Raw genomic sequence first — 26776 nt, forward strand, 5'->3', positions numbered from 1 at the left:
AAAGTGCAACAAGTTGCAAAAATCTTTCGCAAGGAGGTTTTGATGATGGAGATTCGCAGAGATTTCTATTTGGATAAATTGATAAAAAGGAAAAACAACGGACTTATTAAAGTTATTACTGGTATTCGCAGATGTGGTAAGTCTTATTTGCTGAATAACCTGTTTTATCAACACTTACTGGAAAGCGGAGTTGATGCTGACCATATTATCCGTTTTGCATTTGATTCAGCAGATGATCTTTATCTCATTGGAGAAAGCCTGATTAAGATTGAAAAGGAAAAGCGTGGAGTTGACCCTGAAAAGTTCATGGCATATATCCGTTCCAAAGTTGTAGGCGAAGGAATGTATTATCTGCTTCTTGATGAAATTCAGATGTTGGATTGTTTTGAAGCTGTTCTGAACGGTTATCTGCGCAAAGATAATATGGATGTATTTGTGACTGGAAGTAATGCAAAATTACTGTCCAAAGACATTGCCACCGAGTTCGCCGGTCGTGGCGACGAGGTTCATATGTATCCCCTGAGCTTTGCCGAGTTTATGACCATTTACAATGGTGATAAGTACATGGGCTTATCGGAATATATGCTGTATGGCGGTATCCCTCTGGTTGTTCTTCGTGAGGGAGCAAACGAGAAGGCAGTTGTATTACAGAATCTGTTCAATGAGATTTATCTTCGAGATATTACCAAGCGTAACCGAGTGAAGAACATCGGAGAACTGGAAGATCTACTGAATATTCTTTCCTCTGCCATTGGTTCGCTGACCAATCCGGAAAAATTGAAGAATACTTTCAAGACGGTAAAGAAATCCAGAATCACTTCCGCTACCATTAAGAAATATCTGGATTATTTTGAGGATTCATTCTTGATTGAATCAGCACAAAGATATGACATTAAAGGAAAGGCATATATTGAAACTCCAAAGAAATATTACTTTTCCGATCTTGGACTTCGCAATGCCAGAATCAATTTCCGTCAGTTTGAACAGACCCATTCTATGGAAAATGTAATTTATAATGAACTTCGTATGCGTGGCTACAGCGTGGATGTAGGTGTAATACCGATTGCAGAACGAGCTCAGGAAGGTAAGGTTATCCGTAAACAACTTGAAGTTGATTTTGTATGCAATCTTGGTTCGTCCAGATACTATATCCAGTCTGCATACTCGCTGCCAGATGAAGCGAAGCGTACTCAGGAAATTAGACCGTTTAGAAAGATTGATGATTCTTTCAAGAAAATCGTTGTTACCAAAGATATTGTACAGCCCTATTATGATGACTATGGTATCTTAACTGTAAACATTTATGACTTCCTTCTTGATCCGCAGATTCTTGAAAAATAAGTATTAACTATTGTGACAGTTATGTGCTTTGGCGTATGGTTTCCGTTTGCAGTAAACCTTAAAAGGATCATAAAGTTAATGGAAGGAAAATAATCAGGTTTAGCCTCTAAATTCAATCAAATAGAATCCATAATTCAGAAAATCCACCAGAACTCAATCTGAGACTGGTGGATTTCTTATTCCCTTAAAAACAAAGAATGTTATTGCAAGCCCCCCACCCATGCCATCTGGTCACGAGCCTTTAATGCTTCGTTTACACCCTGCCGTTCCTTCATTTGCAAGGTCATAGTAATACCTCCAATCTGTTTACTTTATCGCTACGCTATGTTATAATACCGCAAGACACATAACATATCAAGATAAGGAGGATATGAAATGCGGAAAAATGAAGACATCATAGCTATCTATTCCCGTAAGTCTAAATTTACCGGAAAAGGTGAAAGTATCGGTAATCAGGTAGAACTATGTAAAGAATATATTCGTGTGCATTTTGGCGATGCAGCTGTAGATAAAGTGGTCGTGTTTGAAGATGAGGGCTTTTCCGGTGGTAATCTGAATCGTCCGGACTTCAAGAAAATGATGGATGCTGCCAAGAAACGAAAGTTTAAGGCTATCATCGTTTATCGTCTTGACCGTATCAGCCGTAATATTAGCGACTTTGCCAGTCTGATCGAGGAACTGGCTCGTCTGGATATTTCTTTTGTTTCTATTAAAGAGCAGTTCGATACAAGCACTCCTATGGGACGAGCTATGATGTATATCGCATCTGTTTTTTCTCAGTTGGAACGTGAAACCATTGCAGAGCGTATCCGTGACAATATGCACGAACTGGCAAAGACAGGTCGCTGGCTTGGTGGTACAACGCCTACCGGCTATGCTTCTGAAGCAGTCAAGAGTGTAACGATTGATGGAAAATCAAAGAAAGCCTGCAAGCTGAAACTGATTCCGGAAGAAGCGGATATTGTCAGAATGATTTATGACTTATATATAGAAACGGACTCTCTGACATTGACCGAAGCAGCTTTGATTAAACAAGGTATCAAAACGAAGAACAATAATTACTTTACTCGATTTTCCATCAAAGCTATTTTACAGAATCCGGTTTATATGATTGCGGATGAAGATGCTTATAATTTCTTCATTCAGAACGACACAGACTTGTTCTCAGAGAAAGATGCTTTTGACAACAAGCATGGTATTATGGCTTACAACCGTACCGATCAGGAAAAAGGCAGAGCCACAAAGTACCTTCCTGCAAGCGAATGGATTGTATCTGTTGGCAAGCATCCGGGTCTGATTCCGGGCAAGGTATGGGTACAGATTCAAGAATCTCTTGAACGCAATAAATCCAAATCTTTCAGAAAGCCACGCAGCAACGAAGCACTTTTGACCGGTCTGTTGTTCTGTAGTTGCGGTGAGCGTATGTATCCAAAAATGAGCAAACGCAAAACTGCAGATAACAAGGTTATTTACACCTATGTCTGCAAGATGAAAGAACGCAGTCAGAGATCTGTATGCAACAGCAAGAATGCCAACGGCAATACATTGGATATGGCTGTAGTCGAGCAGATTAAAATGCTTGCAGAGGACAAAGATATTTTCATCGCACAGTTGGAACAGAGCCGCAGATTCTATACTGGCAATCGTATGGACTATGAACAGCGATTGAATGATATGCGAAAGGAAAAGGCAGATGCAGAGAAGAAAATCAATTCTCTGGTAGACTCCCTTGTAGATATGGGAGACAGCCTTGCTAAGGCTCACGTGACCAAACGAATTGAACAGTTGAATGGAGAATACCAGTCTCTTGAACAGCGTATTCAGGAACTGGAAGGTCTGACTTCACAGCACACTCTTAGTGATGTTGAATTTGATTTGCTTCGTCAGTTGCTGACGATCTTCAAGGATGACATTGATGAAATGACTGTTGAACAGAAACGTGCTGCCATTCGCACCATCGTGCGTAAGGTGGTTTGGGATGGCGTCAATGCTCATGTCATTCTGTTTGGTGTCAGGGATGATGAAATCGAGTATCCGGAAATTGCTGCTGCAGCAAAAACGCATTGGGGTGAGGATAGTAAATGAAATTCTCATGTACCTGCGCGCCAAGAAAAAGACAAACAAAGAAATCTCCCTTTATGAACCTATCGGAACAGACCGGGAAGGTAATGAAATCAAACTGTACGATATCATTGAGGCAGAAGAAGATGATGTTCCCGAACGAATCCAGCTCCGGGAAAATATCCAAAAACTATATGAAAAAGTAGAAAATGAACTTTCCCAACGGGAAAAGCTCGTTCTGAAAATGAGATATGGTCTTTATAACGGAGAAGAATATACACAACGGGAGATAGCCCGGCAACTGGGTATCTCCCGCTCCTATGTTTCCCGGATTGAAAAAAGCGCTATCGAGAAACTTCGTATTTTCTTTTAATTATTTTCTGTCTTATGCGGCGCAAAAGAAATGAAAATCAGTGAACTCACCAGCAGAAGTCCCGGATAAAACAGATTTGGCATAATCTGAAAAGCTGATACTTCATATCCAAGCTCAGAAGCTGCAGAAATCGCAACCAACATCTGCGCACCATAAGGAATGACTCCCTGGAACACACAGGAAAATGTATCCAGTAGGGAGGCCGCCTTTCTCGGACTGATTTCGTACTCCTTTGCCATCTCTTTCGCAATCGGATTTGCCATAACAATTGCAACTGTATTATTGGCTGTTGCAATATCCATTGCACCAACCAGAAGACCCATTCCAAGCTGTCCGCCGCGTCTTCCTTTGAATACCCGACGGATGGCAGATAATAATGCCTCAAATCCGCCATACTCCCGTATCAGAGCGCACATTGCCGCTACAAGAATTGCAACCATTGATGTCTCAAACATACCTGCTGCACCGGAGCCCATATTTGCCAGAAGATCTGTCGGCGCTGTCTGTCCTGTCCCCAGCATAATGGCGGCACCAGATACAATTCCTATCATAAGTACAACAAATACGTTAATTCCTGCAATTCCCCCAATTAGAACAAGCACATACGGAATAATCTGGATCAGATTGTAAGATTCTGTTACACCTCCATTCAACTCTGTATTGAAAGACAGCACAAGAATCAACACCAGCGTTGCCAACGCTGCCGGAAGCGCAATCCCGAAATTCTCACGGAACTTGTCTTTCATAGCACAGCCCTGTCCGTTACATGCTGCAATTGTTGTATCAGAAATAAATGACAAATTGTCGCCAAACATTGCTCCGCCCATAACAGAACCGATACAAAGCGATGTATTGAAGCCGGATGCTGTAGAAACAGCAACTGCAATCGGAGTCAGCAGTGTAATAGTTCCAACAGATGTTCCCATTGCCGTAGATACGAAACAGGCTACTACAAAGAGAACCGCTACTGCAAACCGCGTCGGAATCAATCCCAGCATAAAGTATGCCACACTTTCCGCACTGCTTCTTCCTACTACGCCGACAAACGTTCCTGCTGTCAGGAAAATCAAGAGCATGGTAATGATGTTCTTATCCGCAAGTCCCTTCGCCATCACCTCCAGCTTGTCATCAAACTTCACACTCCGATTCTGCAGACAGGCAACCAGAATTGCTGCCAGAAATGCAATAATAATCGGAATGTTATAAAATCCCATCGGTATTTTGAGAACATATTCAAAAAGAATTCCCAGTCCCAGATAAAGCACCAGAAATACCCCGATAGGCAGCAATGCAATTGGATTACTTTTCTTCATTTGTAAATTCCCCTTTTCCTTTAGATTCTAACTTGCATATATCTTATTGAATTGAGATCAGTTCAATAAGCTTACCATACAATATACAGTATTTCACGAGTTTAGACAAGACTTATCATAAAAAGAGCTGCTGCTTTCACAACAACTCCTTTTATATATGACACCTTATCCTATTAGTTCAGCGTAGATCTCGCCACTTCAAGAAATGATAACTGTCTAATACCTGAAAGAACTTCGCCAGTCTCGGATAGAGCGGCTCCGCTTTTTCTCCATAACGCTGTTTCACCATTTTACCAAGCTCAATAATATTTTTTTCTCCATCCAGAAGAGGCCAGACAAAGCTGCCTGTCTCATCCAGATGAACATGTGTGACTTTTGGCTTGTGAAAAAACTTCTGTGCAATTCGGTTAAACACACCTCTGTTCGCGATATCCAGTGTCACAATTCCTTTATCATCCGTACTCCACGGAATTCCTTCCGGGCGCATTGGAATCCTTTCCAGATAATTTTCCGAAATGACATTATCTTTTTTCTTCATGACTATTTACTTTCTTTTTTAGGTTTTCTCCAAAGTGAAAACTTCAATACTGTCAAAATAACCAGAGCGAAAACTACAAGGCTGCCTACGTTGGCAACACCTTCTGAAAGGTTCAGCATACCAGAAAGATCAATCATCTTATCAATTCCGCCGATTGCGAATAATGCAAGAAGTATACCTACAAGACCTTCTCCTGCAATCATACCAGAACAGTAGAGAATACCATCATTGATGATTCTTTCTTTCTCTTTTTTCTCTTTATTCATCTTATCAAATACCAGACGAACAAGTCCTCCTACCATGATACAAGCGTTAAGCTGTACCGGAAGGTATACACCAATTGCGAATGGAAGTACCGGGATTCCCAGAACTTCTATAACAATTGCAAGGAATACTCCTGTAAATACAAGTGCCCACGGAAGATTGCCATCCATAACGCCCTCAATGATCATCTTCATAAGCATAGCCTGCGGAGCGCCAAGCTCTGCTGAACCATATCCCCATGCTGCATCCAGCAGGTACAGTACACCGCCGATAGCAAATGCTGAAGAAACAACACCAAAAACTTCTCCAATCTGTTGTTTCTTCGGTGTAGCGCCAAGCAGATAACCGGTCTTCAAATCCTGTGAAGTATCTCCTGAAATAGCTGCTACGATACAGATAATAGATCCAATTGCAATTGCGCCCTGCATACCGTGTGCTCCAACGTCTCCTGTTATTTTCAGGATAATTGTAGCGAACAGCAGTGTTGCAATTGCCATACCAGATACCGGATTGTTAGAACTTCCTACAAGACCTACCATTCTGGAAGATACTGTAGCAAAGAAGAATCCAAAGATTACAACAATGATCGCTCCAACAATTGTTACCGGGATAGCCGGTACAAGCCATACAAGCAACGTCAGTACAAGAATGCTGACAAGGATAAACTTCATATTCATATCCTGATCTGTACGGGCATTACTTGTGCTTCCTACACCGCCCTTCATACTCTTCATTGCATCGCGGAATGTGCGTACAATCAGCGGAAGAGACTTAATAAGGCTGATAATACCACCGGCAGCAAGAGCACCGGCACCAATATAACGGATGTAGCTTCCCCATATAGCACTTGCTCCGCCTTCTGCAAACATCTGTCCAATCGGAGCTGTTCCCGGATACAAAACTGCGTCTGCTCCAAACAGTACTACCAACGGAATCAGTACGAGCCAGCTGATACATCCGCCGGCAAACATATAAGAAGAAATTCTAGGTCCGCAGATATAACCAACACTCATTACTGCCGGATAAATCTGAGTTCCGATCTCTCCTGCAAATCCCTTTACACGGAAAGAAACTTCACTCGGAACCAGTTTTAATCCATCAATGATGAATTTAAATCCTGCTGCGATTCCAAGACCCGCAAATACTGTAGATGCATTCGCGCCGCCTTCCTCACCTGCAAGAAGAACTTCTGCACATGCTGTTCCTTCCGGATATGGCAGTGTTCCATGCTCTTTTACAATCAAAGCATTACGAAGCGGTACCATAAATGCCACTCCGAGAAGACCTCCGAGCAGAGCGATAACTGTAATCTCTACGATACTCGGCTTGTCCATCTTTCCTTCTGCTGCCCACAAAAAAAGCGCCGGCAAAGTAAAGATTGCTCCTGCTGCAAGAGACTCTCCGGCAGAACCGATCGTCTGTACTAGATTACTCTCCAAAATAGAGTTTTTACGCATGATCACACGGATTACACCCATAGAAATAACTGCTGCCGGAATGGAAGCAGATACTGTCATACCAACACGTAATCCAAGATATGCGTTTGCTGCGCCAAATACCACCGCAAGGATCACACCCATAACAATAGACGTTACTGTTAACTCAGGTGTTACTCTTTCAGCCGGAATATATGGCTTAAATTCTTTGTCATTCATATCCTCTCTCCTTTTCATTAGTCACAACGCTATTATTATAGCGAAAAACCCTTAAGTATGCAATAGATGTCGGTAATTTAGTGTGAAAAGCCTATTTTATTTCTGCTCTTCTCAGAACATCGTATTTCTCTGCCTTACTATCCAAGTCCAGATATAGCACCTGCTTAGAATGCGGTGCACTCTCTTGCTCTTCTTTGTCTTCATTGACAATTCTCTTCACCATGACTTCAACATTGCGCCCGTCCGGCTTCATAATCTCGATAGTTTCACCCACGGAGAACTTATTTCGCTGCTCAATTCTAACCAGTCCTTCTTTCTCTTCCCCCACAATTCCAAGATAGGTGTATTCCTTCACATATGTGTTGCTGTCATAAATCTGTGTATTCTCATCTGGCTTTCCAAAGAAAAATCCTGTCGTGAACTGACGGTAAGTACAGTTAGAAATCTGGTCAAGATACCATGGCATATTTTTCTGATACAGCTTCGGATCCTGTCTGTAATCATCCAGCGCTTTACGGTAAGTACGCGCTACAGTTGCCACATACAGCGCAGTCTTCATGCGCCCCTCGATTTTCAGGCTGTCGATTCCCGCATCGATCAGCTCCGGAATGTGCTCAATCATACACAGATCTTTGGAATTAAAAATGTATGTCCCCCTTTCATTTTCATAAACGGGCATATATTCACCTGGTCTTGTCTCCTCCACCACTGCATATTTCCACCGGCACGGATGGGTACATGCTCCCCGGTTAGCGTCACGACCGGTAAAATAATTGCTTAGCAGGCATCTTCCAGAATAGGAGATACACATGGCGCCATGAATAAATGTCTCAATCTCCAGATCTTTTGGTATATGAGCACGCAATTCTTTTAATTCCTCTATGGAAAGTTCTCTCGCAGACACGACACGGCCCGCCCCCTGCTTATACCAGAAATTGTAAGTTCCATAATTCGTATTATTCGCCTGTGTGCTAATGTGCCGTTCTATCTCTGGACACACCTCTTTTGCAATTTCAAACACGCCTGGATCTGCGATAATAAGTGCGTCCGGCTTAATTTTTTTTAATTCCTCAAAATACTTCCGCACACCTTCTAAATCTTCATTGTGCGCCAGAATATTGGCGGTTACATAGACTTTGACGTCATGCTCATGAGCAAATGCAATTCCTTCTTCCATATCCTCTATGGAAAAATTTTTCGCCTTTGCACGAAGCCCAAAAGCCTCTCCACCGATATATACTGCGTCTGCGCCAAAGATAACCGCCGTCTTTAACACTTCCAGACTGCTTGCCGGAACTAATAATTCTGGATGTCTTGCCATAATATTTCCTTTCCATGCAGACACATCCCACACTGTCTGCTTTATCTTTTTATTCTGTCATTATCGTTTCACACTCAATGCGACGCCATCTCCTAATGGAATAATCGAAGTAATCAATTTTTCATGATGCTTTAATTCGTACAAATACTCCCGCATTCTCGCATGAATTGTTCTATCTCTTCGTTCTACCCCGAACCTGGACTCCATAATTGTTCCGTCCTGCATCACATTATCTGATACAAGAAGTCCGCCGCTCTTTAACAACCGCAGCACATCCGGCAGAAAATGAATATACTGTCCCTTTGCCGCATCCATGAAAATAAAATCATACTCCCGATACAGGGTTTTCAGCACATCCTGTGCATCCCCCTCAAGCAGTGTGATCATGGACTCCTTTCCTGCGCGTTTAAAGTTCTCCCTCGCAATAGGTATCCGCTTTTTATAATTTTCAATCGTTGTAATGGTCCCGCCATCCGGTAAATATTCGCTCATCAATAACGCAGAGAAACCTACGGCAGTTCCAACCTCCAGAACGCACATAGGTTTTTGTACACTCAAAAGCACCTTGAGAAAGCTCTGCATTTCTTTTCGTATGATCGGCACGTTTGTATCCAGAGCCTCTCTCTCGATTGCTTCCAATATTTCACTGTTCTCTGTTTCCATGGAATTGATGAACGTTACAATACGTTCGTCTACTATCATTTTCCCACTTCCATATATCTTATATATCTACATCCATAATGATCGGAATGATCATCGGTCTCCTCTTTGTCTTCTTCCAGATAAAATCATTCATAGTATCACGAATACTCAGCTTAATCTTATTCCAGTCCGCATAACGGCCGGACAGACATTTCTCCAGACTTTCGGAGACAGCCTGCCTCGCCTCTTCCATCAGTCCTTCTGATTCACGCACATAAACAAATCCGCGGGATACAATATCCGGTCCTGCAAGCAAACGGCTGGTTCCCTTTTCTAACGTCAGGACTACGATAATGATACCGTCCTCTGCCAGATGCTGTCTGTCGCGGAGTACAATATTTCCTACATCTCCTACGCCCAGACCATCTACCAGAATAGCTCCGGTGTGCACCTTATCAACAACCTTTGCAGACTCGTTATCCAGTGCGATTACATCTCCTGACTGCAAAATAAAAATGTTCTCCTTCGGAATACCCAGATTCTTGGCAATTTCAGAATTTGCTTTCAAATGACGATATTCTCCATGAACAGGAATTGCATACTTGGGTTTTACAAGAGAATAAATCAGCTTCAATTCTTCCTGACAGGCATGTCCTGATACATGAGCATCCTGAAAGATCACATTAGCGCCCTTTGCAGATAGTTCATTAATCACTCTGGATACAGACTTTTCATTCCCTGGAATCGGATTAGAACTAAAGATAATCGTATCATTCGGCTGAATCGTCACCTTCCGGTGTACATCTGCCGCCATACGCGACAGAGCCGCCATAGATTCTCCCTGACTTCCCGTTGTGATCAATACCATCTTTTCGGGCGGATAGTTCCGCATCTCATCAATCTCGATCAGTGTATTCTCCGGCACATTCAGATACCCCAGTTCAGAAGCAGTAGAAATAATATTTACCATGCTTCGTCCTTCAACAACAACTTTTCTTCCATACTTATAAGCAGAATTAATAATCTGCTGCACACGGTCTACGTTGGATGCAAAGGTTGCGATGATAATTCGGGTGTTCTGATGTTCCGCAAAAATATGATCAAACGTAATCCCTACTGTCCTCTCAGACTGGGTAAATCCCTTTCGTTCTGCATTGGTGCTGTCTGACATCAGCGCCAGCACACCCTTCTTACCAAGTTCTGCAAATCTCTGCAGATCAATAGCATCACCAAATACCGGTGTATAATCCACCTTAAAATCTCCTGTATGCACGACAGTTCCTGCCGGAGAGTAGATTGCCAGTGCGGAAGCATCCTGAATACTGTGGTTCGTCTTAATAAATTCAATACGGAACTTTCCCAGATTGATAGATTGCCCGTGACGTACCACCTTTCTTCTCGTACTGCGGAGCAGATTATGTTCCTTTAACTTATTTTCGATAATTCCCATTGTCAGTTTTGTCGTATAAATCGGCAGATTCAACTCTTTCAAAATGTAAGGCAATGCGCCGATATGATCCTCATGACCATGCGTAATTACAAAACCTTTTACTTTGTCAACATTGTCCTTTAAATAAGTCACATCCGGGATAACCAGATCAATTCCCAGCATGTCATCTTCCGGAAAGGCCAGACCGCAATCCACGACAATAATACTGTCTTCGTATTCAAAGGCAGTAATATTCATTCCAATCTGCTCTAATCCTCCCAATGGGATGATTCGCAGTTTTCCATTATAATCTTTTCTCAAAAATTCACACCTCCATCATGTTTTTATGTATTCTTTTTCTCTCTTTTAGGTTATATCTCTTCTGCTGTTCCCTACAGCAGTTATTTACCATGTCATATTTATTACATCTCTATATCAATGTCTTCCAGTAATTCCTCAAACACCTTGGACACTGCTTTAAGCTCTGTATCATCCTCAACGATCTCATATACACTGTCGCTGTCTTCCTTCGCACTTGTATCCTTCAAAATCAAACATTCTGCGTCATCTTCCTCTGAATCCGTAACCAGTATGTATGCAGAACCGTTAATTACTGTCTGCTCCAGTACATAAAATTCTGCTGTTTCGTTTGTATCCTCAAATGTAAACTGAATTTTCTCCATACTTATATTCCCCTTTTATGTCTATTCAGATTGAATCCAGATACCCCTGTAAAATAAATACCGCGGCTATCTTATCTATATACTTTTTCCGGTCTTCCCGGCGCACACCGCTTTCCATTAATGTACGTTCTGCTGCAATTGTGGTCAGACGCTCATCCCACATCACAACTTCCAGTCCGGTGCGGCGCTCAAGTATCTCTTTAAACTCCAGCGACTTCTCCGCACGTTCACCAATATCATTATTCATATGTTTCGGAAAACCAAGCACAATCCTTCCCACCTTGTATTCCCGGATCAGTTCTTCAATCCGGGCACAGGTACGGCGCAATTTGTTTTCTTCTTTACGTGTAATCGTCTCAATCCCCTGCGCAGTCACACCCAATGCATCACTGACCGCAACCCCCACAGTCTTGGTTCCGTAGTCTAATCCCATAATTCTCATACTAGTCACTCTCTTATCATTATTCCCAAGAGTTATACTGGATATACGACTTCAGAAGTTCTTCCACCAGTTCGTCCCGCTCCACCTTCATAATCAGGCTTCTTGCTCCATTATAACTGGTTACATATGTCGGATCCCCTGACATAATATATCCGACAATCTGATTCACCGGGTTGTATCCTTTTTCCTTCAGAGCCTTAAATACAATTTCCAGAATGTCCTTTGCAGAAATCTGCGGTCCTGGCTCTACCTGAAAAAACTGTGTATTACTTAAATCACTCATCTTTTATCCTCCAATCTATTTACTCTGTCTAGTCCTAAATAAATTCCTTTTCACAGAAAAATCTGTAAAAGTAACCCAAAATCCCTATCTATCATTCTAATATAAACCTGTACAAAATTCAATGCTGAATTTGTAAACAAATAGTATTTCTGTTACTATGCTAAACTATTGCCGCAAATGAGATTCCATCTATTTTACGACTGCCGACTACACACTTTACAAGTTTATTTTCCAGATTTTCCGCTGATTTGACTGCAACCTTAATATATTCTTTTGTATGGCCAATCCAGTATTCCTCTCCGGCAAAACAAATCTTTTCTTCTGCCAGAACCGTCACCTTCCGTCCCTGAAAAGCTTCTTCATAAGCACGTTGCTTCGCATGTCCCATTGCAATCATCACGGCACTTCTCTCTGTCTTTTTCCTCTCGGGTATCTGATTGTCCATCACAGCCGCCTTCGTGCCCTCTCTTCTGGAATATTTAAAAATATGTGTTTCATAAAAATTCACTTTATCCACAAATGCTCTGGATTCCTCAAATTCTTCTTCTGTCTCTCCCGGAAATCCGACAATTACATCTGTTGTCAGTGCCGGATTATCAAAATATTTGCGGAGCAGTACACATTTTTCATAATATTCATCTGAAGAATATCTGCGGTTCATGCGGCGGAGAGTTGCATCACACCCACTCTGCAAGGACAAATGAAAATGAGGGCACATTTTCGGCAAACCTGCAATTATTCTGGCAAACTCGTCCGTAATAATACGTGGTTCCAGTGAACCAAGACGAATCCGCTCAATACCCTCCACTTCATGAACTGCCAAAATCAGTTTCAGCAGGTCTGTTCCTTCCATATCAATTCCATAAGAACTCAGATGGATTCCTGTCAGTACCACTTCTTTATATCCATGAGCCGCCAAATCACTTACTTCTTCAATGACATTTTTCATACTCCGGCTGCGCACTCTCCCTCTTGCATAAGGAATAATACAATACGTGCAGAACTGATTACAGCCGTCCTGCACCTTGATGTAAGCACGGGTATGTTCTCCTGTCTTTGACAAATGCAGTTCTTCATACTCCTTCGTATGATTGATATCAATGACTGTTTTTATCTGTTCCTCCTGCTCCTTTGCAAATGTTCCTTCTGCTGCCAGAGATTCCTTTTGCTCTGTACTTTTATTTCCCCTGCCGTACTGCTCCAATATCCCGATCAAATCTTTCTTCTTGTTGTTACCGATTACGATATCAATACAAGAGTCCGCTTCCTCCTGCTGTGCCTGTACATAGCATCCCGCTGCAACCACAATGGCATTCGGATTCATTTTCCGGGCACGGTGCAGCATCTGCCGGGATTTCCGGTCAGCAATATTCGTTACGGTACACGTGTTAATAATATAAATATCCGCCCCTTCTTTAAAAGGAACAATCTCATACCCAGCCTGCTCTAGCATTTCCTGCATAGCTTCTGTTTCATATGCATTTACTTTGCACCCAAGATTGTGCAGCGCTACTTTTTTGCTCATAGATATTCTCCCTATTTTTTCCTGTCTCTTCCTTGACTTTTGCAATTGTTTCCCGTAGAATATTCATAGGGCATTTGCCCGACTAACTTAAACTTAAGCAAGGAGGACTATTGTAATGAAAACTGTACAGATTTCTTTAAATTCTATCGACAAGGTAAAATCATTTGTAAATGAAATTACAAAATATGATAATGATTTTGATTTAGTATCCGGCAGATACGTAATTGACGCCAAATCCATCATGGGGATTTTCAGCTTAGATCTCTCTAAGCCAATCGACCTCAACATCCATGCCGATGCCGACTTAGAAACTATTCTGTCTGCTCTTGATTCCTACATTATCAAATAATTAATTACATAGAGGCTGTCTCAATGAGGCAGCCTCTGTGATTTTTAATTTACAATCCACGCGCGAAGACTGCATTTACACGCAGTCTGTTTTTATTTGACTTTAATCACTTCTACCGTGTCAATTGCTTCCCGTACCAGTTCATCAATCTTCTCCGCCAAATTCAGCTCAGACTTCTCAATCCGCTCCAGATTCGGTTTTGTCACCGGATGCTTTGCAACAAAGATTGTACAGCAATCCTCAAAAGGCTGGATTGATGTCTCATAAGTATCAATCTGCTCAGAAATCGCTACAATATCACGCTTATCAAATCCAATCAGCGGACGGTATACCGGAAGTGTACAGACCGCATTAGTAGCAGCAAGACTCTGCATTGTCTGACTTGCCACCTGTCCAATGCTTTCTCCTGTAATCAGTCCGAGACAGCCGTCCTTTTTTGCAAAATATTCCGCAATTTTCATCATATAGCGGCGCATGATGATCGTCAGCTCTTCATGAGGACATTTCTCATAAATATAAAGCTGAATATCTGTAAAATTGACAACGTGAAGCTTGATCGGTCCTGCATATTTGGATACCTGTTTAGCCAGATCCACAACCTTTTCTTTTGCCCTTTCACTCGTATACGGCGGTGCATGGAAATAAGTTGCCTCCAGTTCCACACCACGTTTTGCTATCATATAACCTGCAACCGGACTGTCGATTCCGCCGGATAACAGAAGCATGGCACTTCCGTTTGTTCCTACCGGCATGCCGCCTGGTCCTGGAATTATCTCGGAATACAGGTAAATCTCTTCTCTTATTTCTACATTCAGACGAATATCCGGGTTGTGTACATCTACCTTCATCTCCGGATAAGTTTCCAGAATCACTTCTCCCAAATCACAATTGATCTCCATTGAAGTCTTTGGATAAGACTTCTTGCTTCTTCTTGCCTCTACCTTAAAAGTCTGGTTCTTATCCGGATACACTTTCTCCACATAAGCAATAACATCCTGTTTCAGATTCTCAAAACCTTTGTCTTCCAAACGGACCACAGGGCAGATGCCAACAATACCAAATACTCTCTTCAGACTTTCGATGGTTTCTTCATAATCATATTCTCCGCTGCAGTCCACATACACTCTTCCATAAGACTTGTGTACATAGAATTCTCCGTCTACATCTTTCAGGGCAAATCTCATCTGACGCACAAGAGCGTCTTCAAACAGATATCGATTCTTCCCCTTAATTCCAATCTCACCGTATTTAATCAAAAATGAATGAAATTTCATATGGTTGTATTCTCCTTCTCATCTGAGGTTCTGCTGTTTCCCCACTGTAACTAATGCCGGGTATATTTCCGAAGCATCGGAACACAATTATATAGTGTTTCCAGCGTATAGTCAATTTCTTCTTTGGTTGTAAATTCTGACATGCTAATCCGGATGGTCGCATCCAGATACTCACTCGCTGCACCGATTCCTTTGAGTACGCCGCTGATCGCTGGATGATTGGATGCACAGGCGGAACCGGAAGATACATAGATTCCTTTGTCTTCCAATGTATGAAGCAGTACTTCACTCCGTACGCCTGCAATTCCTACACTGATAATATGCGGTGCGCTGTTCTCATCTGTCATGCCGTGAACTGTTGTATTCTCCAGCTTTTCCAGACCTTTCAGAAAATGTGCTTTTAGTTCTCTCATCAGAGCAACCTTCATGTCCAAATCCTGATAAATCATTTTGGATGCCAGTCCCAAACCCGCAATTCCTGGTACGTTTTCCGTACCGGAACGAATATTTTTCTGCTGTCCTCCTCCGTAAGCAATCGGCGTGATCTTCACTTTATCACTGATATAAAGAAAACCTGTTCCTTTCGGTCCGTGAATCTTATGACCACTGGCAGACAGCATATCAATTCCAAGGCGCTTCGGATAAATATGATATTTCCCAAATCCCTGCACCGCATCCGAATGAAAAAGGATCTTCGGATTATACTGTTTTACTATTTTTGCGGTCTCTTCAATGGGCTGTACACTTCCAACCTCATTGTTGACATACATCGCAGATACCAAAATAGTCTCTTCACAGAGTGCTTCTTTCAAAGCATCCAGCTTCATCCTTCCGCTGGCATCTACCGGAAGATAAGTGATACGAAAACCTTCTTCCTCTTCCAAGTGACGCATCGTATTGAGAATCGCCGGATGTTCGATCGATGTCGTAATCAGATGGTTACCCGCACGCCGATTAGCTCTTGCAGCTCCGATCAGTGCAAGATTATCACTCTCCGTCCCGCCGGATGTAAAGAAAATTTCTTTTGCATTAACTTTTAATATCCTTGCGATATTTTCTTTGGAATCCTTGATATAACGTTCTGCCTCAACACCCTTTTTATGCATGGATGAGGGATTGCCATAATCCTTACACATCACTTTATAAACCAGTTCCCCAACCTCGGGATAGCACCGGGTGGTTGCTGAATTATCCAAATAAATCTCCATGATATCCTTCCTTTTATCACTACTTATTTACAGTATATGAATCTAAAATCTTACGCGTGTGTAACTATTCAGCCTTTCGGCTTCATAGTCACAGAATCTGCTCTATTTTAAATTCACCTTTATGAACTGTCGCTAAACCCTGATCTTCTGTTTCCTGAACACATTCCAGATGATACATCAAAACCGACAGCACGGCAAGCCCCGCCGTTTCTGTTCTTAAAATCCGTTTTCCCAGAGAAATCGACAAGGTTCCCTTTTCCTGTGCCAGGTCCACTTCTGCCTCTTCAAATCCACCCTCAGGACCAATAAAGATTCCAACAGACTGTCCCGGTAAAATTGCTTCCATCGCCTGTCTTGTCATTTCCATACCAATTGCTTTTTCATAAGGAATCAGACGTACATCCAATTCCTGCGCATATTCCAGAGCTTCCTCGTAAGTCATAACATCATGGACTTCCGGTACCATTGAGCGCCCGGATTGTTTTGCCGCGCCTTCCGCAATAGCATTCCACCGCTGCACTTTTTTTGCAGCCCTTTTCTCATCCAACTTCACAACCACCCGTTTTGTAACAACCGGAATAATCTCATAAGCCCCCAATTCTACAGCTTTCTGGATGATCATTTCCATCTTATCACTTTTCGGAAGTCCCTGAAAGAGATAGATTTTTGATGGCAGCTCAACTGCGTCTGCCTCCACATCTTCAATGCACAGACTCACACCTGCATCGGTAAATTCCTCCAACACGCACAAATATCGAAGTCCGTTTCCATCACTGATTTCAGCCCTTTCGCCCGGCTTCATTCGCAAGACATTCTTCATGTGGTTCACGTCTGACCCAGTAATCATCACTTTTCCATCTGCTATCTGAGACGGCTCTGCAAAAAAATGATGCATTGTTTATTTCCTTTCTAAGCGTTCTTTTTTGCTGTAACAGATACCCATTCGCCCTGATAAGTCACTTCCAAGACTTCCAGTCCAGCCTTCTTTACTGCTTCTACAACCATAGCTTCTTTATCATCAATAATTCCGCTTGTAATATAGACAGCCCCCGGCTTCATCTGATTGACAATAACCGGTGTCAGTTCCACAAGTACCGGAGCAAGAATATTTGCCACTACAATATCATATTTTTCATAACCGACCTTCTCCTGTACTGCTTTATCATCAATGATATTTCCAATCATAACTTCATACTTGTCTTTCGCGATTTCATTCACTCCCATGTTCTCATGGGTAGCGTCGATCGCACAGGGATCCAGATCTGTACCGACAGAATATGCTGCGCCAAACTTCAATGCCAGCATTCCTAAGATACCGCTTCCGCAGCCCACATCCAGAATCCTTGTATCCTGTGTAACAAACTTCCGAATCTGGCGGATACAGAGCTGGGTTGTCTCATGCATACCTGTACCAAATGCTGTACCCGGATCAATATGAATAACCATCTTATCGTTATCCTCCGGTTTTATATCTTCCCACGACGGAATAATCAAAATATCATCTACATAAAACTGATGGAAATACTGCTTCCAGTTGTTCACCCAGTCAATATCCTCCGTCTGAGATTCTTCAATGGTACACTCACCCAAATCCATGAATTCTGACATTTCTTCCAGTTCTCGCCTCACATTGGCAAGCAGAACATTCATCTCCTCCTTGTCCATCTCAGAATCCAGATAGAAACTTAAATATGCTACACCATCATCATCCTCAACTTCCGGAAGAATATCCACAAACATCTGCTCCTTATCCGCTGCAGTAAGCGGTACTTTGTCCTCAATCTGCACCCCTTCTACACCAAGGTCTGCAAGTATACTGCTAACAACATCTTCTGCTTCAGTTGTTGTTTTCAGCCGAAACCGATTCCATTTCATAGTCACTATTTCCTTTCTTATATATACTCATCTACATCTTTTATCACAGGTATTTGTTTACAAAATATCCAGATCATCCAGCGTTCCCTTCCTGCTCTCCCGCCCAGAAGACGGCTTTTGTCTCACTTGATTTCCCAGCTGATAATCCAGTTCCCTGGCTTCTCCTGTTTCTCCTGTTCTTCCAAAAGTTTCCCTCGCATATCCGCCCGCCGTGCAGCCACCGTTTTTGCAGCAAGTTCTCCCCGGTCGTTCATTGTGAACTTCTCCGCTCTTTCCTCCTGTCTTACGACAGAGATAAATTTCCCCGATCTCCATTGCCTTGTCCAAAGCTTTGCACATGTCGTAAATGGTAAGAAGTGCCACACTCACACCTGTCAGCGCCTCCATCTCCACTCCGGTTTTGCCAGTCACTTTCACAGTACAATAGCAATAAACCGCACTCTCTTCCGGCACCATCTCAAAGTTCACCCGGCACTTTGTAATCGGTAAAATGTGACACATAGGAATCAATTCTGATGTCCGTTTTGCCCCCATAATTCCGGCAGTTGTCGCTACTCCGAGCACATCCCCCTTGCCGATCGTTCCTGCTGAAATGGCGTCAAATACCTGACGGCTGACTGTAATTTTTCCGGCAGCCGTTGCCTCACGTACAGTATCCGCCTTGTCAGTCACATCCACCATCACCGCTTTTCCGTTTTCATCAAAATGCGTCAGTTCCATGATACATTTCCCTCGCTTCTTCACTATTATTCTTATAGATTCTATTTCTCCATTACACGTTCTTACCGACTTTGCAGTAAATGTAAAGTCCCATGCTGAACTGTTACATAATATACTATGTCTTTTTTATTATAGAGGGAAATGTATTATTTTACAATAATGGCTTTCTATTTGATAATGCATTCTCAATTAATTTATGATAAAATGATTACATAATATATAATATCACCGTATATAAACATCACAAGAACAGGATGGAAACAAAATGAATAAATACAGAAAAATTTTATCTTTATTTATATTAACTTTCGTTCTATCAACAATGTCTGCCCGGATTAATGTAACTGCGGCAGCTCCCACTGCTGCCGGTCTGCCCGGAAGCACTTTCGATGATGTAACCGAGGACGCATGGTATACCTCTTACATTGGATATGTTTTAAACAAAGGGATCATGACAGGAACGGGAGATAACCAGTTTGCTCCCGGTGAAACTATTTGCCGTGCACAGTTTGCAACTATCCTGTACCGTATGTCCGGCAGCCAGCCTATAGAATACAGTTCCAGATTCCCAGATGTTTCAGACAACAATTTTTATACAACTCCTGTTCTCTGGGCAGCACAGGAGGATGTAAAAATCATTACAGGATATGAGAATGGAACCTTTGGTCCAAATGACGCAATTACACGGGAGCAGCTTGCAGCTATGCTTTTCCGTTATGCGAATTATTTAAATCTGGATACTACAGCTACTGCTGATCTCAACAGCTATCCTGATGCTTCCTCGGTCACAGACTTTGCAAAGGAAGCTATGTCTTGGGCAGTGGGTGTTGGAATCATTACCGGAGATAACGGAATGCTGAATCCTCAGGGAAATTCTGCCCGTGCAGTATGTGCCGCAATGATTCAGCGTTTCTGTGAAAATCTTTTTCCAGAAGAACTTCCCAACGTAGAAATGAGTGCTTCCTGTGAGAATATTTTCCTCACTCCAAACGAGCTGGAAGACGGCACTTTCTGGGTTAAGCTCTCCGGCGTTGCCACAACCCACGGGGTTCAGAAAATCTCTGTCGCTATATGGTGTGATGAGGATCAGAATGATATCGGATATTATTATGCCGATTACCAGCCGGATGGTTCCTATGGTTTCTCTGCGAATGTAGGAAACCACCGTTTCCATTTCGGCATCTATCACGCAGCAGCCTATGTACTTATGGATAACGGTGTCCGTTTATATGCCGGCAGCAGTTCCGGTCAGATCAACGGAACACATGCCGTTTCCATGCGCCAGACTGTCCAAGGCTATTCCAGCGATACAGATTATCTCCTCGTAGTAGATACAACCGCTTGCAAAACCGGCGTATTCTTCAAAAACGGAAACACATGGGATTATATGTACTATTGGCTCTGTGCCCCCGGAGCGCCGGACACACCTACCATAACAGGAGTCTTTACCGTCACCCCGCTCAAAATGAATGGTTTTTATTCTTTCGGCTCTCAGCAATATTATGCTACACAGTTTTACGGAGACTATCTGTTCCATAGCACAACTTATAATTCAGACGGATCCGTACAAGATGACCGTGTAGGGATGCAATTGTCTCATGGCTGTGTCCGTCTGGAAACCAATAATGCGAAGTGGATCTATGACAACATTCCTGCCGGAACAACCGTTGTCATTTACTAATCACACACTTCCTCAGCATCCACAGACAGATCAGATTCGGAATCGTCATCAGGGAATTGAATAAATCCGACATTCCCCACACTGCCTGTAATGGAAGAACTGTTCCTCCAAATACAAAGCATATGTACAGCACTTTATATAGAGAACGTCCCCGTCCTTTACCAAGATACTGCACCGCACATTCTCCATAATAGCTCCAGCCGATGATTGTTGCAAAAGCAAACAGCACCAGTGACACCGACAGCATTTCACTTCCCCAAAACGGCAGATTGGAAAATGCCAAAAAGCAGAGTCGGTCTTCTGCCGCACTCTGGTATAATTCCGGTTCTTTTAACATACAGCTCACAATTGCTATACCGGTAACTGCGCACATAACAACCGTATCCCAGAATACCCCTGTCATTGATACAAGGCTCTGGCGGTACGGTGATTCTGTACGAGCCGCAGCCGCTGAAATCGGAATGGAACCCAGTCCTGCTTCGCTTGTAAATAGCCCTCGTGAAATTCCGATACGCAGTCCGGTCATCACTGCCGTTCCGACAACGCCGCCCACAACAGACCTTGAAGAAAACGCAGAACTCACAATGACTCTCACCGTCTCAAAGAAAACATCCCGGTTCATCCAAATCAGGAAAAAGCATCCTCCCAGGAAAAAAACACTCATAAAAGGAACAAGACAAGTACACACCTTTGTAATCTGTTCTGCCCCACCCAGAATCACAACCCCGGACAGAAATGCAAGACATATGCCAATAAAGCCGGGGGAAATCTGCAAATGTTCTTCTATCGCCGATGCAATGGAATGAGATTGCACACTGCTGCCCATTCCGAAGGACACCAGTACTGCCGCTAAAGCAAAGAGCACCGCTGCACTTTTCTGATGCAAGACATGTTCCATCACATACATCGGACCACCCACATAGGTACCATCTGCATTCCGGATCCGAAACTTCACAGCCAAAAAACATTCTGCATAACAGGTTGCGATTCCGAATACTCCCGTCACCCAGCACCAAAATATCGCTCCCGGACCGCCAATGGCAATTGCCGTAGAAATCCCAATGATATTCCCTGTTCCGATGGTTGCCGCAAGCGCCGTTGCCAGTGCAGAAAAGGGTGAAATATTTCCCTCACCCTGTCCTTTCTTTGAAAAGCTCATATAAATCCCCTGGGGAATCTTTTTCTGAATAAACCGCAGGCGGATCGTAAAATATAAGTGGGTTGCAAAAAGTGCAAGCAGCATCGGAAGTCCCCACAAAGCCTCCTGAATTGCACGGATACATGAAATCAGCATATGTAACTCACAGAAATATGTCATTATTTAATATATATGAATAGCCTTTTTATTTCATGTATCACTTTCCTTTAAAGGTTGCTACTTTTCCTCTGATCCTTTTACGCTGTGCTTTCAATCGCCACATACTCCGTATGCGTCGATTGACGGCTCGCGCCGTATATAAATCTTCAAAAAGAGTCTCAGAAAAATGCATGCACTTTTCTGAGACTCTTTTTTCGATTTATGCACAGCTTGTAGCTTTTTCAAACTGTGAATTATACAGTTCTGCGTAGAATCCATTTTTTGCGATGAGTTCATCGTGACTGCCTTGCTCGATAATGTCTCCGTCTTTCATTACTAAGATAATGTCCGCATCCCGGATTGTGGATAAGCGGTGAGCGATAACGAAACTGGTTCGTCCTTTCATCAGTGTATCCATTGCTTTTTGTATCTGAATCTCGGTTCTGGTATCAACGGAGCTTGTTGCTTCGTCGAGGATCAAGATTTTCGGATCTGCAAGGATCGCTCTGGCAATTGTCAGGAGCTGCTTTTGTCCCTGAGATACGTTACTTGCTTCTTCGTTCAGTTCCATATCGTAGCCTCCCGGCAGTGTCTGCACAAAACGGTGTACTCTGGCTGCTTTTGCTGCTTCAATAACTTCTTCGTCTGTCGCGTCTAGTTTACCGTACTTGATATTGTCTCTGATGCTTCCGTGGAAGAGCCATGTGTCCTGCAGCACCATACCAAACATCTGACGCAGCTCGCTTCGATTGAAGTCTTTGACATTGTGTCCGTCTATCAGAATCGCTCCGTCATTGACATCATAGAAACGCATTAATAATTTGATCATTGTTGTCTTTCCCGCTCCGGTCGGACCAACAATTGCTATTTTCTGTCCTTCTTTTATCTTGGCTGAGAAATCATTAACAATTATTTTGTCTTCATTATATCCGAAATGTACATGATCAAATTCTACATTTCCCTGAAGTCCTTCTACCGATACCGGATTTAGAACCGTTACATCTTCTTCCTTCTCATCTAAGAACTCAAACACACGCTCAGACGCTGCAGCCGTGGACTGGAGCATATTTGCCACCTGCGCCACCTGTTGGATCGGCTGTGTAAAATTTCTTACATACTGGATAAAGGACTGGATATCGCCGACCTCGATCGTCTTTCTGATTGCAAGAAATCCACCCAGAATTGCTACCCCTACATATCCCAGATTACCGACAAACTGCATAACCGGCATCATCATACCTGAAAAGAACTGAGATTTCCATGCAGAATCGTACAGCTGGTCATTCGTCTCCTCGAAGGTTTTAATCATATCTTCTTCTTTATTAAATGCTTTGACAATATTATGACCGCCATAGACCTCTTCCACCTGTCCGTTGACATTTCCCAGATATTCCTGCTGTCCTCGGAAATATTTCTGCGAGTGTTTCATGACAACTGAAATCAGCGTAATAGAAATCGGCAGAATCAAAAGAGCTACCAGTGTCATCAGTGGGCTGATGGACAGCATCATTATAAGCACGCCGATGATCGTTGTCACAGAAGTAATCAGCTGTGTTGCGCTCTGATTCAGGCTGTGCCCCAGCGTATCCACATCATTGGTCACTCTGGAAAGCACCTCACCGTATGTCTTTGTATCAAAATAGCTCATCGGCATCCGATTGATCTTTTCAGAAATCTCTTTTCTCAGACGATATGTCGTTTTCTGGGACACCCCTGTCATAATAAGTCCCTGTATAAAGGAAAGTACTGCGCTGACAACATACAGCCCCAATGTAAACAAAAGAATCTGACCAATCTTTCCAAAGTCCATTCCCGATCCGCCGGATACTTTGCTGACTAGACCGTTAAATATCTCTGTCGTCGCCTTACCGAGTATTTTAGGTCCTACGATATTAAAAACAGTTCCTCCGACAGCGAAGATAGCAACGAATATCATCTGAATCTTAAATGCACCCATATACCGGATCAATTTACCCATGGTTCCTTTAAAATCTTTAGCCTTCTCTCCGGCGCCCATTCCGTGTCCGTGACCGCCCATCGGTCCCCGCCTTGGCGTATGTTTTTCACTCATTGCCATCTGCCTCCTTTCTGTTTTCATTTCCCATTTGTTCTGCTTCCTTAAGCCCTGCATCTAATTCCGCTTCAGACAACTGGGATTCCGCGATCTGACGATATACCTCACAGTTCGTAAGCAGTTCATGATGGGTTCCGATTCCGGCAACCTCACCATCATCCAATACGATAATCTGCTCTGCGTGAAGAATCGTACTGATCCTTTGTGCCACGATCAGCACGGTACTGTCAGCAGTCTGCTTTTTCAGTGCGCTCCGAAGCGCCACATCTGTCTTGTAATCCAACGCGGAAAAGCTGTCATCAAAGATAAAGATATCAGGGTGTTTTGCTATCGCACGGGCAATAGACAAACGCTGTTTTTGTCCTCCGGATACATTGGTTCCTCCCTGCGCAATTGAACTTTCATATTTTTTCTTCTTTGTTTCAATAAATTCTGCTGCCTGCGCAATCTCCGCCGCCTCTTTCATTTCTTCCTCTGATCCATCTGCATTTCCAAACATAATATTGGAAGCAATATTTCCAGAGAACAGTACTCCTTTCTGCGGTACATATCCCAACTTATCACGCAGTTCATGCTGGACAACATGACGGATATCAATTCCGTCCAGAGTAATGGCTCCATCTGTCACATCATAAAATCTCGGAATCAGATTGACCAGCGTAGATTTTCCGCTTCCGGTACTTCCAATGATCGCTGTTGTCTCACCCGGTTTTGCTTCAAATGTAATATCATGCAGCACATCTTCGTCTGCTCCCGGATAACGGAAAGACACATGCTCAAATCTCAGCACTCCGGCTGCATTTTCTGGAAGTACTTTCGGCTGCTTCGGATCGTGGATCAATGTTTCGCTTGTCAGCACCTCATCCACACGCTCCGCAGCCACAGCCGCTCTCGGAAGCATAATAGAAATCATACAAATCATCAGGAAACTCATAATAATCTGCATCGTATACTGTATAAACGCCATCATGTCCCCGACCTGCATCTGACCATCATTGATACCATTTGCGCCGACCCAGATAATCAATACAGAAATACCATTCATAATCACCATCATAACCGGCATCATAAATGTCATGGCACGGTTAACAAACAGATTCGTTCGTGTCAGATCACGGTTTGCTATATCGAACCGCTCTTCCTCATGTTTCTCTGTACTGAAAGCACGGATTACCTGCAATCCTGTCAATATCTCTCTTGTAACAAGATTCAGCCTGTCAACCAGCTGCTGCATGATCTTGAATTTCGGCATTGCCACAACAAACAAAGTCAGTACCACAAGACCGATCAGCACAACCGCCAGTCCAATGATCCATGACATAGAGACATTTGTGTGGAATACTTTATAAATACCGCCGATTGCCATAATCGGGGCATATAAAACGATACGAAGCAGCATTACCATCAGCATCTGTATCTGCTGGATATCATTGGTACTGCGGGTAATCAGTGACGCCGTAGAGAAATGGTCAAACTCATTGTTAGAGAATCCGACTACCTTACGGAATACATTGCTTCGCAAATCCCGTCCGGCAGACGCCGCCACTCTGGATGCAAAGAATCCAACCAGCACACTTGCCATCATCCCCAGAAATGCAAGTGCGATCATTTTTCCGCCCGTATTCAAAATGTATTGAATCTGAATGGAATCAACATCCATATTCAAATTCTCATAGACCGTCTTTACATAACTGATAGCAGCCTGCTCCACGATCATATCCGGCATCTCGCTCATCTGCCTGCGAATCTCATCTACAAGCATCTGTACTTGTTCTTCCGGCATTATTTGCAGAATCTGGAACATATCCATCTCTTCTATGTTCATTTGCGGCTGTGCTTCCTGTGCATCACCATCTTGAAGCTGCTGCATCTGCGCCAGTTGTTCAGGCGTCATTTCTTCTTGAAGCTGCTGTATTTGCGCCAGTTGTTCAGGCGTCATACTTTCTGGAGACTGCTGCATCGCTGCCTCCGCCTGTGCTTTCTGCGCCTCCGCAAATTGTTCCTTCATCTGCTCTTCTATCTTCTGAGTTTCTTCACTGCCTGATGAAAATCCCTGTGTCAGAAGCATTGGAAGTCCCAGAATATCAGACAGCTCTTCCAGCAGCATCTCGTCCTCTTCCGCGCCTTCTTTTAAAACAAAAGCTGTCTTATCATATGTGTTTTCATCCAGCACATATGCATTGGTCACCGTCTGTCTGTCGCCTTCATCGGTCACAAACAGCAGTACCCTGTTCATGTCTTCTTCCGCAATTGCCCGGGGAACCGTTTCATCAATTCCCCCCTGCTGGATTCCCACATTGACAATGTCAGATGTGTAAGACGGAAGTGACAGATCGCAGTATGCCTGAACAAACAGTACGGCAAAAATCAGCAGTACAGTCTTCCAGTACATACCCAGATACTTAAATAATTTTCTCATAATGTCTTT

Annotated in this window: 21 protein-coding genes and 2 pseudogenes; 5 read left to right on the top strand and 18 right to left on the bottom strand. The window is 43.0% G+C overall.

Annotation, left to right across the window (positions count from 1 at the left end):
* Nucleotides 1–45 precede the first annotated feature (45 nt).
* The 3 genes and pseudogenes from NFS18_RS11110 to NFS18_RS11120 form a co-directional block, all read left to right on the top strand.
* Entirely contained in the window at nt 46–1341 is a 1296-nt protein-coding gene (locus NFS18_RS11110) for an ATP-binding protein (RefSeq protein WP_251390161.1), read from the top strand.
* 375 nt (nt 1342–1716) lie between these two features.
* Complete coding sequence (locus tag NFS18_RS11115) at nt 1717–3426, top strand: recombinase family protein (protein WP_251390104.1); 1710 nt, start codon at nt 1717–1719, stop codon at nt 3424–3426.
* Nucleotides 3416–3775 (top strand): annotated as a pseudogene (locus NFS18_RS11120) (sigma-70 family RNA polymerase sigma factor); the annotation flags it as partial. The gene NFS18_RS11115 and the pseudogene NFS18_RS11120, both read left to right, overlap by 11 nt.
* On the opposite strand, the gene NFS18_RS11125 reads toward NFS18_RS11120, so the two are convergent.
* The 10 genes from NFS18_RS11125 to mtaB all read right to left on the bottom strand — a co-directional run bounded on the left by NFS18_RS11125 (nt 3772) and on the right by mtaB (nt 13870).
* Nucleotides 3772–5088, bottom strand: coding sequence for a Na+/H+ antiporter NhaC family protein (locus NFS18_RS11125; RefSeq protein WP_251390105.1), 1317 nt, complete (start codon nt 5086–5088; stop codon nt 3772–3774). The pseudogene NFS18_RS11120 and the gene NFS18_RS11125 sit on opposite strands and share 4 nt — an antisense overlap.
* Nucleotides 5089–5266: 178 nt before the next feature.
* The gene (locus tag NFS18_RS11130) at nt 5267–5626 is read right to left on the bottom strand and encodes a PqqD family protein (RefSeq protein WP_251390106.1); all 360 of its coding nucleotides are present in this window, start codon (nt 5624–5626) and stop codon (nt 5267–5269) included.
* 2 nt (nt 5627–5628) lie between these two features.
* Nucleotides 5629–7545 carry an OPT family oligopeptide transporter gene (locus NFS18_RS11135; RefSeq protein WP_251390107.1) on the bottom strand — a complete coding sequence of 639 codons (1917 nt, stop codon included), beginning with the start codon at nt 7543–7545 and terminating at the stop codon, nt 5629–5631.
* Between the two features lie 91 nt (nt 7546–7636).
* Entirely contained in the window at nt 7637–8866 is a 1230-nt protein-coding gene (locus NFS18_RS11140) for a peptidase U32 family protein (protein WP_251390108.1), read from the bottom strand.
* Nucleotides 8867–8926: 60 nt separating this feature from the next.
* Complete coding sequence (locus tag NFS18_RS11145; protein ID WP_251390109.1) at nt 8927–9568, bottom strand: O-methyltransferase; 642 nt, start codon at nt 9566–9568, stop codon at nt 8927–8929.
* A 19-nt stretch (nt 9569–9587) separates the two neighbouring features.
* On the bottom strand, nt 9588–11258 hold the full coding sequence (locus tag NFS18_RS11150; protein ID WP_251390110.1) for a ribonuclease J: 1671 nt from the start codon (nt 11256–11258) through the stop codon (nt 9588–9590).
* 101 nt (nt 11259–11359) lie between these two features.
* Nucleotides 11360–11620 carry a DUF1292 domain-containing protein gene (locus NFS18_RS11155; protein ID WP_251390112.1) on the bottom strand — a complete coding sequence of 87 codons (261 nt, stop codon included), beginning with the start codon at nt 11618–11620 and terminating at the stop codon, nt 11360–11362.
* A 25-nt stretch (nt 11621–11645) separates the two neighbouring features.
* Nucleotides 11646–12062 carry a Holliday junction resolvase RuvX gene (ruvX, locus tag NFS18_RS11160; protein ID WP_251390114.1) on the bottom strand — a complete coding sequence of 139 codons (417 nt, stop codon included), beginning with the start codon at nt 12060–12062 and terminating at the stop codon, nt 11646–11648.
* 19 nt (nt 12063–12081) lie between these two features.
* On the bottom strand, nt 12082–12345 hold the full coding sequence (locus NFS18_RS11165; protein ID WP_251390116.1) for an IreB family regulatory phosphoprotein: 264 nt from the start codon (nt 12343–12345) through the stop codon (nt 12082–12084).
* Between the two features lie 160 nt (nt 12346–12505).
* On the bottom strand, nt 12506–13870 hold the full coding sequence (mtaB, locus tag NFS18_RS11170) for a tRNA (N(6)-L-threonylcarbamoyladenosine(37)-C(2))-methylthiotransferase MtaB (RefSeq protein ID WP_251390118.1): 1365 nt from the start codon (nt 13868–13870) through the stop codon (nt 12506–12508).
* Between the two features lie 115 nt (nt 13871–13985).
* Between mtaB and NFS18_RS11175 the strand changes: the two genes are divergently transcribed.
* On the top strand, nt 13986–14219 hold the full coding sequence (locus NFS18_RS11175) for an HPr family phosphocarrier protein (protein WP_251390120.1): 234 nt from the start codon (nt 13986–13988) through the stop codon (nt 14217–14219).
* Between the two features lie 92 nt (nt 14220–14311).
* On the opposite strand, the gene thiI is transcribed toward NFS18_RS11175, so the two are convergent.
* The 5 genes and pseudogenes from thiI to moaC all read right to left on the bottom strand — a co-directional run.
* Complete coding sequence (gene thiI, locus NFS18_RS11180; protein WP_251390122.1) at nt 14312–15493, bottom strand: tRNA uracil 4-sulfurtransferase ThiI; 1182 nt, start codon at nt 15491–15493, stop codon at nt 14312–14314.
* A 50-nt stretch (nt 15494–15543) separates the two neighbouring features.
* Nucleotides 15544–16701, bottom strand: coding sequence for a cysteine desulfurase family protein (locus NFS18_RS11185; protein WP_251390124.1), 1158 nt, complete (start codon nt 16699–16701; stop codon nt 15544–15546).
* A gap of 88 nt (nt 16702–16789) precedes the next feature.
* Entirely contained in the window at nt 16790–17596 is an 807-nt protein-coding gene (locus NFS18_RS11190) for a 16S rRNA (uracil(1498)-N(3))-methyltransferase (RefSeq protein ID WP_251390126.1), read from the bottom strand.
* 14 nt (nt 17597–17610) lie between these two features.
* Nucleotides 17611–18576, bottom strand: coding sequence for a 50S ribosomal protein L11 methyltransferase (gene prmA, locus NFS18_RS11195; RefSeq protein WP_251390128.1), 966 nt, complete (start codon nt 18574–18576; stop codon nt 17611–17613).
* A gap of 243 nt (nt 18577–18819) precedes the next feature.
* Nucleotides 18820–19296 (bottom strand): annotated as a pseudogene (gene moaC, locus NFS18_RS11200) (cyclic pyranopterin monophosphate synthase MoaC); the annotation flags it as partial.
* A gap of 265 nt (nt 19297–19561) precedes the next feature.
* Between moaC and NFS18_RS11205 the strand changes: the two are divergent.
* Complete coding sequence (locus NFS18_RS11205) at nt 19562–20977, top strand: S-layer homology domain-containing protein (protein ID WP_251390130.1); 1416 nt, start codon at nt 19562–19564, stop codon at nt 20975–20977.
* On the opposite strand, the gene NFS18_RS11210 is transcribed toward NFS18_RS11205, so the two are convergent.
* From NFS18_RS11210 to NFS18_RS11220, 3 genes are all read right to left on the bottom strand, one after another.
* Nucleotides 20967–22271 carry an alanine/glycine:cation symporter family protein gene (locus NFS18_RS11210; RefSeq protein ID WP_251390132.1) on the bottom strand — a complete coding sequence of 435 codons (1305 nt, stop codon included), beginning with the start codon at nt 22269–22271 and terminating at the stop codon, nt 20967–20969. The two genes, NFS18_RS11205 and NFS18_RS11210, sit on opposite strands and share 11 nt — an antisense overlap.
* 223 nt (nt 22272–22494) lie before the next feature.
* On the bottom strand, nt 22495–24345 hold the full coding sequence (locus NFS18_RS11215; RefSeq protein WP_251390134.1) for an ABC transporter ATP-binding protein: 1851 nt from the start codon (nt 24343–24345) through the stop codon (nt 22495–22497).
* Entirely contained in the window at nt 24338–26767 is a 2430-nt protein-coding gene (locus NFS18_RS11220; protein ID WP_251390136.1) for an ABC transporter ATP-binding protein, read from the bottom strand. Before NFS18_RS11220 ends, NFS18_RS11215 begins: the two co-directional genes overlap by 8 nt.
* Nucleotides 26768–26776: the final 9 nt, after the last annotated feature.

Origin of the sequence: Mediterraneibacter agrestimuris (genome assembly GCF_943193195.1) — a bacterium.
Classification (GTDB): domain Bacteria; phylum Bacillota; class Clostridia; order Lachnospirales; family Lachnospiraceae; genus Schaedlerella; species Schaedlerella agrestimuris.